Here is a 15,587-nt window from a genome sequence, read left to right as displayed (position 1 = left end):
GGGATTTAGGGGGATCTGGCCTCTGCTATAAACGAGAGATACAAAGGTTTTTAGGCTCAAGTTGACACCAATAGGCAAGGCCGTGTCCTGTATTTCATCGCCATGTCGTGTATTTAATCAGCCCATTGATATAACCTTTGAGGCTAGACAAATTTCGGTTCTTCCTTACTTACTATGCTAAATCAATAGCTAAATTAGTAAAAATATCTGAACAAATATATAAAAAAGTAAATCAAGTCCTTGTCCAGCTTGAAATTTGGGCTAGTTTAATTGTTAATTATCAAAGAGCCTAAATTGTTAAGTTTTAAAAATATTTTGATTTATGGTAAGGTTGGGAAAAAGGTAATTAATAATTGGTAAACTTATTGCGTGATTTTTTGAGCAATGGGGAAACCGCAGATCGAGGCAGATTAACACAGATACACGCAGATGTTTTTCAAGATATGAGAGGGTAAGATTTTAGAAGAATTATCTACAGGTTTGTGATTAGAGAACAGATAACGCATTTACAGCAGCCCCATATCTTTGAAGCAACGGCGCGTTAACTCGATTCTGGCTGCTCCATCGTTTGTACTGCGAATGTCAATGTTTGTGGCAAAAAAATAAGCATTTTTATTCTTCTCTAAATAACCGACATACCAGCCAAGTTGAGGCTTTGTTTGTTCTCCAAAAACTGCCCAGCCTGTTTTTGCCCTGATTGTGTAATCGGGAGTTTGTTCGACAATCATGATGTCTTTAACTAGAGAGATCGATCGCTCGGAAAAGGGTAAGTCGTTTTTGTGGAGACGGCGCAAAAATTGAATTTGCTGGTTGGGTGTGATTCGTAGTTCTCCTTCTAACCAAAATTTATCAATATCATCTTTTTTGCCAATGTTTTGGTTGCCATAATCGGCTTTGGCTACCCATTTTTGCATTTGTTCGTGTCCGACTCGGCGCGCGAGAACTTGGTAAAACCAGACGGCGGAAAGTTTGATAGCTTCTCTCATATTCAAGTCTCGATTCCAGGCGGGAATTTGCCTTTGAATTCCATCCCAAGTGAGAATTGCAAGTTCATTGGAAATTACGCCTGTTTCTAAGGAAATCAGGGAGTTGAGAATTTTAAATGTATAGGACTTACGCATTGACAAAATCACAAAATAGTGCATTGATAAATATGAGTGGTCTAGAAACAGGTATTTGACAATGAGAAAAACTACCAAACCCTCGACAGCACAATGCAATAGAGAAAAGTATATTTTATTTTTGCTCTTAGAACCAAAGTTTGGGGGGTGTAATAGATTAGCAGAGATATTGGGAGATGTTTCGCATGATTCTATCAATCGCTTTTTATTAAGAGAAAGATATGAACCGAAAGATTTATTCGAGACAGCTCGGAAGATTATCAACTTAGAAGGAGGCATACTGAGTATTGATGATACAGTAATAGGAAAACCTTATAGCGACCCCAAAAAATCAAAACTAATGGGTCGTTTTTGGTCTGGAAAATACCATAAAACGATGATAGGATTAAACTTAATCACCCTGTATTATAGTGATATTAATGGTAATTCAGTCCCGATCAATTATAGAATATATGATCGAGAAGAGGGGAAAACAAAAAATCAATATTTTAGAGAAATGATGACGGAAATCATGAATTGGGGGGTGAAACCAAAAATAGTGACGGGTGATAGTTGGTATTCAGGAGTAGAAAATTTAAAATTTCTCAGAAACCAGAAATTGGATTTTTTATTCGCCGTTAAAAAGAATAGAACTATCTCAAGTGAACCCCAAAAGTATTGTGCAGTAGGGATTGTGGACATTCCAGATGAAGGAATAATCACTCATTTGAAAGAATTTGGATTTATAAAATTGTTTAGGAAAGTGTTCAAAAAAGACGACTCTAGACACTATATTTTATATTTGCCAAACTCGGAAAAACTCGGAGAAACAACTAGAAGTCAATTTGTCACAATTCATGATATTCATTGGGGCATTGAAAACTTTCATAGAGCAATCAAACAAGTCTGTGGAATTTGTCGGTTCATGGTTAGAGATACCAATGCAATCAAAACTCATATATTTTGTTCACTTCAAGCATTTGTTAAATTGGAGTGGATGCGGTCTGAAAAGATAATTGGTAATTGGTATCAAGTACAAAGAAATATGTTCACTTTAGTTATACGTGAGCATATTTTGGCGAACCTTCAGAGTGATGCTATGACCGAGAGTGCATAGATCATGTTTTTTGTCAATGCGTAAGTCCTAATGTAGATGCGGGTAAAAAATCTGTGCTGTTACGCTGCGGGTTGTGTTGGTAAAGCCGATCGCTATTCAAGTCGTAAATGGCGATCGAGCCTTCTACTCCTAAATCTTGAAAGTGCCTTCCAAAATTGGTTGTTTGAGCGATATCTCCTGCGCCGCGCGGAGATTCCAGGGCTGGATTTGGTGCGGTTAAGGCCGATTGCTATGTCTGAACTAAAACAGCAGTAATGCAGCTTAATACAATTACAATTAGAGCGATCGCCCGCATGATTCGGTTCATAAAATTCGATAATTGAGGTTGGTTAGCAAAATCACAGACAGTAATTTTAGACGATCGATCGACTTGTAAGTAAGGTGCGTCAGACTTAGGCTGCGTGCGAAATAATTAGATTGTGGGCTTGACGCACCCTACAATATATGCGATCGTTGTGTAAGTCATCAACTACAAAACTGCCATCACAGTCAAGGCTACCAAGCAGCTTAACTGAATTGCTAAACTCACAATCCGAAACTTGGGATCGAGGCCAGCGATGTGAACCATTGAATGCACCAGCCGAAATAGGATGTAGGCAACAATTAGCGAATCTACGACTGTTCCTGAGACGCCCCTAACTGTTAGCAGGAAAACAACTCCCAAATACAAAGGCAGGTTTTCTACCAAGTTGGATTGTACTCGAAATAGTCGCCACAGCAAACTTTCATCGTTTGGTGTGCCGAAATCTTTGGGAGAACCGCCGGCAGATAGATGCCGAATCCTGACTGTCAGCAGCATGACTACAACTGCGATCGTCCACAGGATGAAAATTACTAAACCCCAGAGAGGGACAGTCATATTTGTCTGTTCGATTTGGATCATTTTTTTACCTTGCGAAACTATCGCACCATTGTATTGAGCAAATGTTCGATCGCGCTTGGGAGATTTTCGCACAAACCAGTGTGTACCCTTGATGTTTGAACGATCGTGCTGCGGGGCGCTACGAGCCAGTGAAAGCGCTCTCTGTGGGGAAGTTGACCGATCGCGCCAGATTCCGGGCCGCCCGCACAAATGACGGGAATGACGGCTAGGTGGTTGCGAATCAGTTCCAGATCCAAGGTTGAGTCGATCGCCCTCAAGCGCTCTTCGTCAATTTCGATCCGGGCTTCGAGAAATTTTTTGGTACCGCAAGAAACGATCGCCCCGACGTTGATAAACTCTTCGCGATCGACTTTGGGAACGACGCGGATAATGGCATAATCATACAGACATCGATCGGGCACTAATCGCTTCCTCCAAAAAAATATGTGTTGATTCTAGCCGATTTAGTAGGTACTCAATATAAGCATCGCGATGTTGGTTGCTGTCGGTGAAAGGGGAATTTTCCACCAGCCAAACATCGGGAATCAGTTGAACGATGTTGCGAATGATTTCTGGCGTTAACATCTGAGTCATCTTGAAGTTTGCAGATTCCAGATTGCTCGCAAAACGCAGCAGAACGTGGTCTTTAATTGGGGAAAAACGATCGCGACTGCGCGAAAGATAATCTTTCCAAGTGTGGTGGAAATACATCGCCGCACCGTGATCTATCAGCCACAGCCGGCGGTGCCATACCAGCATATTTGCATTGCGCGGCGTGCGATCGATGTTGGTGACAAAAGCATCGAACCAGACAATTTCCGAGGCCAGATCCGCATCAGATTTGCCCGCTACGGGGTCAAAGGTGATGGAACCGGGAAGATAGTCGAGGGCGAGGTTTAGGCCTGCACTAGCGCGAATTAAATCTTGAATTTCCGGGTCTGGTTCAGTGCGGGCGAGTTCGGGATCGAGTTCCACCAACACGAGTTCGGGGATTGGTAGCCCGCAGGCGCGCGCAATTTCCCCGGCTACTAACTCCGCAATTAAAGATTTTACTCCCTGACCGGCACCGCGAAATTTGAGTACGTACATACCATCATCGTCGGCTTCGACGATCGCCGGTAGCGAACCGCCCTCGCGTAAAGGAGTGACATATCTGGTAGCATTGACTGTTCGCAAGCTAAGACTCATGCTATTTGGGATTTGGGATTGGAGATTTTCGATTGAATAATTGGCCATGACTAATTCTAACGTAACGCCTGTTTTCTTGAGGAATAACGGTAATTGCGATCGTAATTGCGATCCGAGTCGTCATTAGTCTGGGCCATCGGATTAGAATATTCTGGCTCAACAAGAATTGACATAATTTTTAAATATGTAAAGTAACAAAAGAAATATAAAAATATATTTTGGGAAGTGAGCCGATTCTACTAAAAAGTCCGAATTATTATCCATCCTAACAACTCTTTTGGGAATAAAATCAGTAAATTCCAAGTTTAACGCAGTTTCCCAAGCTGTTTCAAAATATTTACTACAGCTTCCCCGCGAGTTTTTACTCCCAGCTTTGAATATATATGTTCTAAATACTTTCTGACTGTACCAACGCTAATGCTCAGTTTTGCCGCAATTTCTGGATTAGTCTTACCTTGCGTCACCTCAAATAACACTTCTGTTTCCCGCTTGGTCAACCCTAGAAATTCCAAAGATAGGGATGATAGAGTAAAAAACTCCTGTTCTTCAAGCAACAATAGATATTTTTCCAGCGGTTGCTCAGTCATAAAACGTACAACTAATTTTTTTCCTGCTAGCTCTAGTTTTAGTGGTAAATGAGGTGCAGGAATTTCATCATTTGGTGTTACCAGCGACAACTGATATTTAACCCATCGCTGCAAATTGTCTGGCAAACATTTTGTTGAAAATTGTGAGGTTTGAAAATACTTTTTTAGCCAATGTAAAGCTCGTTCGCTCATGAATTGAACTTGCCCATCTCCGTTGAGAGAAATAATTCCCAAGGCCTCCAGAGTATGACGCTGTTGTACCCAATCCTGTTCGATCTGGGTAAACTGATTCATGTTTTGTTGGGCTTGTACCAAATGAGGGTGCAATAAGTTGAATAAATAGCGATCGCGCTCAGTGAAAATCCGGTCTCCCAAAAGTGTAATCGCAATAATATCATCTTGTCCAGAGTAGAGCTTGCTCGCAGATTTAGCAGCCAAAGTAAGAGGTAGTGAAACTGCAATCAGATCCTTGATTCCTCTAGGCTGCATGAGCTTTCCATACAGTCCTTCCAAACGATGCAGTTGCTGCTCGTTTAAGAAGTCTGAAACCTTATGCGCTCGATGGTCACGAGTTCGTAGATAATTACCAACTAGAGGGTTTTCGTAAAAATGCTGGTGGGCAACTTTCTCAAAATTTACTGTATCAAGGCGATCGAACCCAGGGGCAAGTTTATAGTCGAGGGTGGTAGTCTTGCTGTTCTCGAAGGAAAGCGTCGTGTAGGTGTAATCTACTGCGGAAATAACCTTCGAGACTATTGAAAGCAGATGAGATGAGAAATCTTCAACGCTGCAAGTTTTGTATAGTTCCTGTAGGCATCCTGAAAAAATTTTAAAATCATTCTGAGTTAAGTGTTGCATTTTCCCTGATCAAATAATCACTAATCATCTGGACTTGATCTGCATTCAGTTGACAGTTGACAGATGACAGATGAGGGCGACCTCTATCTGGAAGGAAGAGGATTGGAGTAATGAATAGTCGGATTTTAATTTCTCGCCTTTAAGGGTTCCGGCTTTAAACCAATTCTTTCTGGTAATACGAGTTTCCAGGAGAAGTAGCCTTATCTACATGAGTTCTGTATCTTTTTTGTAACAATTGACTACGGCAAATGACGGGTTGAATTTGGATTTTAGATATGACAAGCTTTAAAAACAGTTGACAGTTGGCAGTTGGCAGTTGACAGTTGGCAGTTGGCAGTTGGCAGTTGATATCATGTATGGTTGATTACCATAACAAAAACGGTTTTTAGTGCGGACTTCAGCCCGCACGCGCGATCGAATCTTACTGCGGTTAAATGAAACTACGAATGTAACAACAAGTCTGAGTTCAAGTTGGAATAGTTGAAATAGTTAAGATATGACTAAACTGCCGCAAAAGCGCAAGCGCCGAGGCGTGATTCTTTCAGATTGGGGTTTACAGCGTCTCCAGAATACTCAGGAACAATTAGCCATTGCTGAAAATGGCGGTTATGCTTACACATTAGAGCGATTAAGCGATTTGACAGGGCTCAGTGCTCGATCGATCGGACGGCTGCGAAGTGGCAAAGCAGCAGTCGATCGCCAAACCCTAGAAGAGCTATTTCGCGCCTTTAACCTGACTATAACCGACCAAGACTACATCCAGCCAGAGCCAACAGCAGCAGAAAGGCAGCCCGTAAAGTCGATCGCCCAAAATTGGGGAGAAGCCATAGATGTTTCCCGCTTTTACGGGCGTACCGCAGAACTTACCACCCTCACCCAATGGATTCTGCAAGATAATTGTCGGTTGGTGTGTATTTTTGGGATTGGTGGCATCGGCAAAACGGCTTTATCTGTCAAACTGGCAGAACAGCTACAAAACCAATTTACCTACGTCATTTGGCGAAGTCTCCGCAATGCCCCGCCGCCGGAAACTTTCTTAGCAGAATTAGTCTCATTTCTCTCAGGACAACAGGATACAAAAGCAGAAATTAGCAGCTTGATTCAGTGTCTACAGAATCATCGCTGTCTGCTGGTGATCGATAATACCGAAAGCCTGTCACAACCTGGGAATCAGAGTGGACAATATCGTCCCGGCTATGAAGCTTACGGAGAAATGTTGCGCGCGGTGGCCGAAACTCGCCATCAAAGCTGTTTGGTGTTAACCACCCGCGAAAAATGCCATCAATTTGCTCAATCGGAAGCGGGCGACTTGGCAGTACAGGGCTTTTCCTTGGGCGGTTCTCCAGAAGCCTCCCAAGCATTGATTAAGGCGACGGAATTAACTGGCTCGGAGAGTCAAAAACAGGATTTGTGCGATCGCTATCGATGCAATCCCCTAGCATTAAAAATCGTTGCCACCACCATTCGAGATTTGTTCAGCGGCAATATTGCTCTTTTCCTAGCACAAAACGTTACTGTATTTGGTGATGTTTCAGATTTAATTCAACAACAATGCAGTCGTCTTTCCAGCTTAGAGAATCACGTCATGTGCTGGTTGGCGATCGATCGTGAATGGGTTTCTTTTGCCCAACTTCGAGAAGATTTAAATGCTGGCATATCCCAAACGCAGTTGATGGAAGCCCTGCAAAATTTGAAATGGCGATCGTTGATTGAAACTAACGCAGGTCAGTTTACATTACAGCCTGTGGTGATGGAATATATCACGCAGACGCTGATCGATCGAGTTTGTGATGAAATTGCAGACAGCTTATCCTCTACTCCCTTGTCCCCAACTTCCGTGCTGCAAACCTATGCCCTGATGAAAGTACAGGACAAAGACTATATTCGAGACAGCCAAATTCGCGTAATTGTAACGCCGCTAGTCGCCCGGTTGCTGAACCAGTTTGGTTCAAAAAAAGACCTTGTTTATCAATTGCATCAAATCTTATATCGCCTGCAAACCGAGTGTCCCAATCAAACTGGATATGCGGGCGGTAACATGATCAATCTGTTGCGCTATCTGGAAGTTGACTTGAGCGATTGCGATTTTTCCTATCTCAGTATTTGGCAAGCAGATTTTCAGGATGCGAATCTCCATCGAGTTAATTTCGCCCATTCTGACCTGTCCAAATCCCGGTTTACTCAACCGTTTGGCAGCATTTTAAGAGTTGCTTTCAGCCCGGACAGTCAACTACTGGCGATCGGAGATAGCAACAATACAGTGTCAGTTTGGCAGGTTGCTGACGGACAACCGAGAGGGATATTTAGAGAGCATTTTGGTTGGGTTTGGGCGGTTGCGTGGAGTCCAGACGGTCAAATCCTAGCCAGTGGGGGTGAAGATCGCAGCATCAGGCTTTGGGATATTGAATCTGGCAATTGTTTGGCAATTTTGCAAGGACATCAGGCTACTGTCAGAACATTGGCATGGTGGCCCAACGGACATCTCCTTGCTAGTGGGGACGATCGCGAAATTCGACTCTGGGATACTCGTACCGAAGAATGTGTCAAAATCTTCCAGGGACATAGCCATCGGATTTCCTGTGTTGCTTGGAGTCCTGACGGTCAAATCCTAGCCAGTTCCTCCTGGGATCGAACCGTTCGACTCTGGGATATCCAAAGCGGTGAGTGCCTCAACATCTTATCTGGACATACCCACGGAATTTGGTCTATTGCTTGGACTTCCGATGGAAAACTACTAGCCACAGGCAGTGAAGATCGCAGCGTGAAGATTTGGGATGCCGATCGCGGTGAATGTCTCCAAACCATACAAAAATATGATTCTGGTGTATTCTCAGTCGCTTGGAGTCCCGATAGCAAAATGCTGGCCAGTGCTAGTGGAGGCGATAACATCACAATCTGGGATACAGCGATCGGTCAATGTTTGCAAACCTTAGAGGGACACACTAACTCGATTTGGTCTGTGACTGTGGCTTGGAGTGCCAACGGGAAAACGATCGCCAGCGGTTCCCACGACCAAACCGTGCGACTGTGGGAAGTATACGGCGATCGATCGAGTGACTGCCGCAGTTTCAAAACCTTACAGGGATACAGCAATTCCATGTTTGCGGCAGCTTGGAGTCCCGATGGGCGCACCCTTGCCAGTAGCAGCGCCGATAGTCGGATTCGGTTGTGGAATCCCGATACAGGATTGTGTTTGAAAATGTTGCAGGGGCGTCGCAATTGGATTTGGAGTTTAGCTTGGAGTCCCGATGGCAGTATCCTCACCAGTGGTTCGGATGACTGCGATATCAGGCTTTGGCATCCCAGCAGCGGCGAATGCTTGACAACTCTGCAAGGTCATGCAGCCTGGGTATGGGCTGTCGCTTGGAGTCCCAACAGTCAAATTCTCGCGAGTGCCGCGGGCGACTTGAACATTCGGTTGTGGGATATTCAACAGGGGAAATGCCTGCAAATCTTGCAGGGACATAGCCATTGGATTGGGACTGTAGCCTGGAGTCCCGATGGTAAAACCCTTGCTAGTGGTGGTAACGATCGAACTATTCGACTCTGGGATAGCAGCAGCGGCGAATGCTTAAATATCTTGCAGGGACATCAAAACTGGGTGGAATCTGTAGCTTGGAGTCCTGATGGCAAAACCCTTGCTAGTGGTTCGCACAATGGAAGCATCCGACTTTGGGATAGCAACACTGGTAAGTGTCTGAAAATTTTGCAGGGACACAGCAATAGGGTAAGGGCGGTGGTGTGGAGTCCCGACGGTGAAATGCTGGCTAGTTGTTCGCACGATCGAACTATTCGACTGTGGGATGTGGGCGCGGGAGAATGCTTGAAAATTCTAGAGGGCCACGCCAGTCAGGTTTGGTCAGTTGCTTGGCGTCCTGTTGTCTGGGATGAGGCAAAAAATCGCGACTTCGTTCTGGCAAGCAGCAGTGCTGATGAGACGATTAAGCTTTGGGATGTCAACACCGGTGACTGTTTGAGAACTCTCAGAGCCGATCGCCCCTATGAAGGTATAAATATTACCGGAGTTACGGGCATTACACAAGCTCAGAAAGCCACATTGGAGGTCTTGGGGGCGATCGGCAAACAGTTTACAGTTTACAGTTGATAGTTGACAGTTAAGAGTTGTAGGGGAGAAGCATTCGGGCGATTATTTGTGAAATAAATTCAATTAGATTTGTATCCTAATGCTTCGCCCAGATTATTAGGACGCAACCGATCCAACCGGACAAAGTGATTCTGTCCGGTCAAGAGTACCATCTTGTTATTGGCAATTAGAATCCTTGAACCGAGATGATATTGTCTTGAAGCTGTGCCGAAGTTACACCATCAACAAAACCTAATATATTGCCGGAATTTTTAATTTTGATGAGAGTTCCTGTCGTTACAATAGGGTCAGGATTGAGTAAACCTGTCAGATTTTGGTCTTTTAAAACTTGTGGCCAGTCAAACCCCAATACAATTGTCACATTTGTCAGGTTTTCCAAAACTACATCGCTAGCAGTCAAACCTCCTGCTAATCCAATTCGATCGAAACCAACCTTGAAAAGGCTAATCAGATCCGCATTATTGATATCTGTAACTCCGGGTTCTGCTTGCAAAACATACAAGTTGCTGCCGATTTTATGGCCAGAAAGATTGTCATCAAATCCAAATAAAATATCTCGCCCCACACCCCCAATAAGAGTGTCATACCCATTACCGCTAACTAAGAAATCATTGCCTCTACCGCCCAATAAAATATCGTTTCCCCCAAACCCATAAATCAAATCTGCATCTTGCCCTCCGCTGAGATAGTCATTTCCAGCCTCTCCACCTAGTAAGTCTTTCCCCCTGCCTCCAAATAAGGAATCGTTACCCGAGTTTCCCCTGAGAACGTCTTCTCCTTCATTGCCATACACCAAATTGTTAGCTGCTGAAATGTTGACTGTATCGTCCCCTCCGAGCATCCAGACTCCCAAAGGAAAATTATTGGTATCTGCGATCGACAAAAAAACTTGTTCGGATGTATTGTCGCCAATTAAGCGACGCGGCTCGGATGGATCTGTTTGTAAAGCCATGATGTCTTACCTGATAAAAAGTTGTCATTGAAGTGATGAAAATAGAATTGTTTAACAACAATCGAAAGTCAAATAATTACAGCCTTTGGAGTTAAACAAATAGGTAAAGTCGAGTCGTTACCAGTCAAACCATCTAAGATGTCGTTGCCGGCCTCACCGTAAAGTCGATCGCCCCTATGAAGGTATGAATATTACCGGAGTTACGGGCATTACACAAGCTCAGGAAGCCATATTGGAGGTCTTGGGGGCGATCGGAAATTAGCCTGAACAGGGCTTGATTTTTCGTAGGTTTTGCCTATGAAAAATCAAGTTGATCCACAACTCCTAGCAAGGACGAGGAGTCCTAAACAACCAAGGTGATATCTCGATTGGGAACAAATCCACTACCAACCTGCAACCTTGCAACCGGAATAGTAAAGAAGTTCAACGCGCCAGTGCTCTGGTTGTAGTTAAATCCCTCGGTTGAGGATATTCCACCATATCCACTCTTGGAGATGTTGAGTTTATCAACCTCCCAGGGGTGAAAGTCTCTGATTACATCAACGCCGTCATAAGGTGAGTAAGAAATGAACATATCTGCTCCAGGACCCCCTATAAGCGTGTCGTTACCAGGCTCACCACCAAGCCTATCGTTGCCATAACCACCGTCGAGGTAGTCATTGCCAAAGGAGCCAGCCAATTCGTCGTTGCCATATCCACCGTAAAGGGTATCGTTGCCATACCAACCATCTAAGGTATCGTTGCCCCCCTCGCCCTTGAGTATATCGGCAGAATCGTTGCCAGGTCGCCACCAAATGTCACCACCATTGAGGTAATCATCACCTTCACCCCCCAAGATGCTATCCATGCCATCTTGGCCATAGATTTGGTCATTATTCTCATCACCTAAGAGGGTGTCATTGCCAGAGTATCCGTACAAGGTATCATTCCCAAGACCCCCATAACCCTTATCGTTGCCCTCCCAGCCAAATATCAAGTCGTCGCCCGCTTCGCCAGAGATAGTATCCTTGTCGGCACCACCATTCAAAGTGTCGGCGTACATTGAACCTCTAATATCAGTCATCGAAGTTTCTCCTTGATTTTGAAGTTTGTTTCCTTGTTTTATCTAGTTCTCAAAGTTAAGAACCTAGATGTTTAAGCAGCATGGGATTAATTTCCTAATTAATTGAAATCTAACGCTGCATCTGATATATCAACTTTGTCCTGACTGACAGCAAACGTCCAGGACAGTTAGACAGTTAAGTTAGCCATTTAAGCCATCCGCCAAAAACCAGCAAAAAATGAAGCTTGAAAGCTATGCCAGAAAAACCTTTTAGTTTTTTTATCAACGGTTGTATTTAGCGATTCGGTCACTTATGCTGTAATCTAAAAACAGAAAAGAGTACCCATTGGGTACTCTCAGAGTTGGCTCCGTAATTGCTAAGCATCACGGATAAAATAACCTGTGTAGGTTGGGTTTAGGGACGAAACTCAACGCCATATAAATGTTAGATTTTATGCTTCAATCCAACCCACAAGAAAATTAATTCTTTGTGGAACAGGCCGGAAAGCCTGTTATTCAGAAAGGTACAATATCTCAGTTAAACAGACTTGACATAATATCAATTCCGGTTGCACTGGAATTAATATATTACCCACAGCTTTCGACACGGCAGTGCCGTCTCCCTACAATTGAACGCGGGGAAAAGGCACTGCCGTGTCCTCTATATCATAAGGAGTGCAACCGGAATTGATATCACTGTTGAACTCAGATAAAAGTCAATTCATCCTCATGGCAATAGAATAATATCCTGTTGTACTGAGAAGCCTGCTGGCTTATTCTCAAGAGTTGCAAACTGAACTTGGCCGAACAAGACAGCACCAGTATTGCTGTTATAGCTGAATTGGTCGAGAGAAGTAGCGCCAAAACTTCGGTGAATTTCAATTTTGTCAACTTCACTCTTCTGGAAGTCTTTGATGGTGTCAATCCCTGTGGGAACAAAATAGAATCTGAATCCATCTGCGCCTGCACCGCCCCAAAGAATGTTATTGCCGGCAGGATCGAGATCGCCACCACCAACTAAGACATCATTACCATTACCGCCATAGAGGATGTCGTTACCACCACCACCGGAAAGTTGGTCATTATCATCGTTGCCGTAGAGGATATCGTTACCCTTCATGCCTTGTAGGTTGTCATTTCCAGCATCACCTAAAAGCGTGTCATATCCATCACCACCAAGAATGATATCTTTGCCACCTCTACCATTGATTAGATCGTCTCCACTCTCACCTTTGATGAAGTTCTTGCCGGCGTTACCCAGAATATAATTATTCAAGTCGTTACCGGTGCCATCGATATCAGCAGTATCACTCAAAGTCAGGTTTTCGACGTTTGCACCCAAGGTATAGCTGATAGTGGAAGTGACTACGGTATCAGTACCTTCACCTGGTTTCTCGGTAACTAAATCACCAACATTATCAACCAGGAATTGGTCATTACCTGTACCACCAAACATTTCGTCGGCACCAGCACCACCATAGAGTTGGTCGTCTCCGGTACCACCATAGATTTGGTCGTCTCCATCGCCACCATTTAGGAAGTCGTTACCGCCTGCACCAAATAAGTAGTCGCGATCGCCCAAACCATACATCGAGTTGTTGGCATCGTTGCCTACCATAGCATTATGGGCGTTGTTGCCCGTGCCGTCAATGGCAGCGGTTCCTTTCAAAAAAAGGTCTTCGACGTTTGCTCCCAAAGTGTAGCTGACGGTGGATTCTACTCTGTCAATACCTTCGGCAGTATTCTCCACAACTACGTCAGCAATATTATCGACAAAGTAGGCATCATTACCGCTACCACCATACATTTTGTCTGCACCAGAACCACCATCAAGCTCATCGTCTCCGGCTTTACCGTAGAGTGTGTCGTCGCCTGCCAACCCTGTGAGGCTATCATTGTCAGGGGTGCCATTTAGTAAGTCGTTATTAGGAGTACCTGGAATGTTAGCCATCTTAAATTTCTCCAAAAACAATGATCAATTTGTCTGAACTGCATCGGGCGATAGCAAGCGCCACGATCCGTTAATAACTTATCTGCAATTTGTGAATTAGAGTAGCAATTTGCAGATACCAGGTGCGGCGATAGGTGTTGCACTCAAAACTTTGCTGTGAATTTGAGTGAAATGTAAATTGGAACAATAGGAAATACTGCAATACTGAAACAGTATGAGGTTGATTTCCTGATTTGTTTAAATCTAACGCTGCACGCTTATATATCAACTCTGTCCTGATTTATGGTGAATGTCCAGGACAGTTAGACAGTTAAGCTAGCCACTTAAGTTTTGTCGCACTAATTACTGAAGCATCAAGGCTAAAAAATATGTCATACAAAGCTTTTGGCTTTTTTAGGGATAGTCGTGTTTAACGATTTAGTCACTTATGCTGTAATTTTAAATAACAAAAGAGTACCCAATGGGTATGGGTACATTTCAATAAATGCAAATCTATGAAAAAGGGCCAGAATGAAATAATCAGTAATATTAAGCATGAAAAATGCTTGCTACAAGACAAATTTGGGCGGAGTGAATGTCCGGGTTGTTTTATCAAATATTGTCGTCGCTGCTATGAGATTTGGGCTTTGTTTTGGGAATGATCGATGGCGATACACTCTATAAATATGGCTTTGCATAAATTTGGACAATTGGTATAAAAAAGAATAAGGTAAAGAAGATGTACAAGTTTGCGGCGGCTGCGGAGGATGAATTAATTGTGTTTGGTGCGGCAAAACCGGGATACGGCGATCGCGAAGTTGCTGGCTGGATTGATTTTATGCGATGCCAGAAGATCGATCGAGTTTGTTGCTTGCTTCCCGATACGCAACTGATGGGCTATTCTGACTTGCTGGGAAGCTATCGAAATGTTTTTGGGTGCGATCGCGTTTGCTGGGCTCCGATCGCCGATTTTGAATTGGCCAGTCGCGAAATTTTAATCGATCGCATTTTACCATTTTTGGCATCTGCAAATCGATCGGGCGATCGGGTGGTAGTTCACTGTGGCGGTGGAATCGGGCGTACAGGACAGGTTTTGGCTGCTTGGTTGGTTAGCGGGCGGGGATTTTCTAACCAAGAGGCGATCGCGACTGTCAAAAAAACTGGCAGAAATCCCTATGAAGCTGCGATCGCTGCTGTTTTCAAAGGTCGAAATCCCTGGAAAGTTGTTCGAGAACTTGATACTTTATTAGATGATTGCTGTCGTGCTTTTGGCATTGACTTATTTTAAGTACAGTTGGCTTCGTAGATAATTTTTCTGGTTTTTCCAGTTTTTAGGTCTTGAAAGCGCCACAAACCCGCATAGCCGGAATTTTTGAACTCTGGATGGTCTTTGACGCGGCTTTCAAATATGGGTTCTTTAGCTGCAATTTGATTGGGCTGAAGCTGGAAATTGCCCGAGGGTTTAATCCAGTAGAGCTTCTTATCAGCATCGACTAGAATGCGATCGCCATCAATCGCAACGATCGCAGAATCGACTGGTTTAGCCCATCGCTGGATTCTGTTATTTCTAGGATCGACTTCTACCACTTTGTCCGAACTTAAATAACCTTTTGTATCAACATCTGGCAGAGAAGTTACGCGGGCAAGTGCAGCCTTTCCACAGGGATGTCTGCTAATTTTAATCACACGCGGGTCTGGTTTTACTTTGTCATTAACCATAAAATAGAATTCGGCTGTTTGAGGTGATTGTGCCACAGAGGTTGTTCGATAAGTGGTTAAAGAAGCAACTGCAATACTGGTCAAAACAACAAAGCTGCGAAGTATTAAAGAATGGGGCATAATTTTT

At 43.8% G+C, this 15,587-nt stretch carries 11 protein-coding genes and 3 pseudogenes; 3 read left to right on the top strand and 11 right to left on the bottom strand.

Features of this window, described 5'->3' with window-relative positions:
- Positions 1 to 506: 506 nt before the first annotated feature.
- Positions 507 to 1,106: pseudogene (locus QUB66_RS20260) on the bottom strand (penicillin-binding transpeptidase domain-containing protein); the annotation flags it as partial.
- A gap of 76 nt (positions 1,107 to 1,182) precedes the next feature.
- On the opposite strand from QUB66_RS20260, the gene QUB66_RS20255 reads away from it, so the two are divergent.
- Positions 1,183 to 2,217, top strand: a complete 1,035-nt coding sequence (locus QUB66_RS20255; RefSeq protein WP_442923477.1) for an IS701 family transposase — start codon at positions 1,183 to 1,185, stop codon at positions 2,215 to 2,217.
- Between the two features lie 31 nt (positions 2,218 to 2,248).
- Here QUB66_RS20255 and QUB66_RS20250 read toward each other — a convergent pair.
- From QUB66_RS20250 to QUB66_RS20230, 5 genes and pseudogenes are all read right to left on the bottom strand, one after another.
- Positions 2,249 to 2,524, bottom strand: a pseudogene (locus QUB66_RS20250) (class D beta-lactamase); the annotation flags it as partial.
- A 162-nt stretch (positions 2,525 to 2,686) separates the two neighbouring features.
- Positions 2,687 to 3,100: an MAPEG family protein gene (locus tag QUB66_RS20245; protein ID WP_332969516.1), complete on the bottom strand. Its 414-nt coding sequence runs from the start codon at positions 3,098 to 3,100 to the stop codon at positions 2,687 to 2,689.
- A 17-nt stretch (positions 3,101 to 3,117) separates the two neighbouring features.
- On the bottom strand, positions 3,118 to 3,501 hold the full coding sequence (locus tag QUB66_RS20240) for a DUF3037 domain-containing protein (RefSeq protein WP_332969514.1): 384 nt from the start codon (positions 3,499 to 3,501) through the stop codon (positions 3,118 to 3,120).
- Complete coding sequence (locus QUB66_RS20235; protein ID WP_332971264.1) at positions 3,479 to 4,315, bottom strand: HipA family kinase; 837 nt, start codon at positions 4,313 to 4,315, stop codon at positions 3,479 to 3,481. The genes QUB66_RS20240 and QUB66_RS20235 overlap by 23 nt, the downstream gene beginning before the upstream one ends.
- A gap of 257 nt (positions 4,316 to 4,572) precedes the next feature.
- Complete coding sequence (locus QUB66_RS20230; protein WP_332969510.1) at positions 4,573 to 5,712, bottom strand: response regulator transcription factor; 1,140 nt, start codon at positions 5,710 to 5,712, stop codon at positions 4,573 to 4,575.
- A gap of 496 nt (positions 5,713 to 6,208) precedes the next feature.
- On the opposite strand from QUB66_RS20230, the gene QUB66_RS20225 reads away from it, so the two are divergent.
- Positions 6,209 to 9,817, top strand: a complete 3,609-nt coding sequence (locus QUB66_RS20225; protein WP_332969509.1) for an eIF2A-related protein — start codon at positions 6,209 to 6,211, stop codon at positions 9,815 to 9,817.
- 166 nt (positions 9,818 to 9,983) lie between these two features.
- On the opposite strand, the gene QUB66_RS20220 is transcribed toward QUB66_RS20225, so the two are convergent.
- The 4 genes and pseudogenes from QUB66_RS20220 to QUB66_RS20210 form a co-directional block, all read right to left on the bottom strand.
- Positions 9,984 to 10,769 (bottom strand): calcium-binding protein, encoded by a 786-nt coding sequence (locus QUB66_RS20220; protein ID WP_265235527.1) that lies wholly within the window; start codon positions 10,767 to 10,769, stop codon positions 9,984 to 9,986.
- Positions 10,770 to 10,837: 68 nt separating this feature from the next.
- A pseudogene (locus QUB66_RS29795) lies at positions 10,838 to 10,939 on the bottom strand (hypothetical protein); the annotation flags it as partial.
- A gap of 173 nt (positions 10,940 to 11,112) precedes the next feature.
- Positions 11,113 to 11,832, bottom strand: a complete 720-nt coding sequence (locus QUB66_RS20215; RefSeq protein ID WP_265235526.1) for a calcium-binding protein — start codon at positions 11,830 to 11,832, stop codon at positions 11,113 to 11,115.
- Positions 11,833 to 12,538: 706 nt separating this feature from the next.
- Positions 12,539 to 13,762, bottom strand: a complete 1,224-nt coding sequence (locus QUB66_RS20210) for a calcium-binding protein (RefSeq protein ID WP_332969505.1) — start codon at positions 13,760 to 13,762, stop codon at positions 12,539 to 12,541.
- 718 nt (positions 13,763 to 14,480) lie between these two features.
- Here QUB66_RS20210 and QUB66_RS20205 point away from each other — a divergent pair.
- The gene (locus QUB66_RS20205) at positions 14,481 to 15,029 is read left to right on the top strand and encodes a protein-tyrosine phosphatase family protein (protein WP_332969503.1); all 549 of its coding nucleotides are present in this window, start codon (positions 14,481 to 14,483) and stop codon (positions 15,027 to 15,029) included.
- On the opposite strand, the gene QUB66_RS20200 is transcribed toward QUB66_RS20205, so the two are convergent.
- Complete coding sequence (locus tag QUB66_RS20200; protein ID WP_265235523.1) at positions 15,026 to 15,580, bottom strand: hypothetical protein; 555 nt, start codon at positions 15,578 to 15,580, stop codon at positions 15,026 to 15,028. The genes QUB66_RS20205 and QUB66_RS20200 overlap by 4 nt on opposite strands.
- Positions 15,581 to 15,587 lie beyond the last annotated feature (7 nt).

The sequence above is a fragment of the Microcoleus sp. A2-C3 genome (assembly GCF_036706065.1).
Lineage (GTDB): Bacteria > Cyanobacteriota > Cyanobacteriia > Cyanobacteriales > Microcoleaceae > Microcoleus.
Note: the sequence above shows the minus strand (reverse complement) of the source record. Positions and strands in the feature narration are given on the sequence as shown.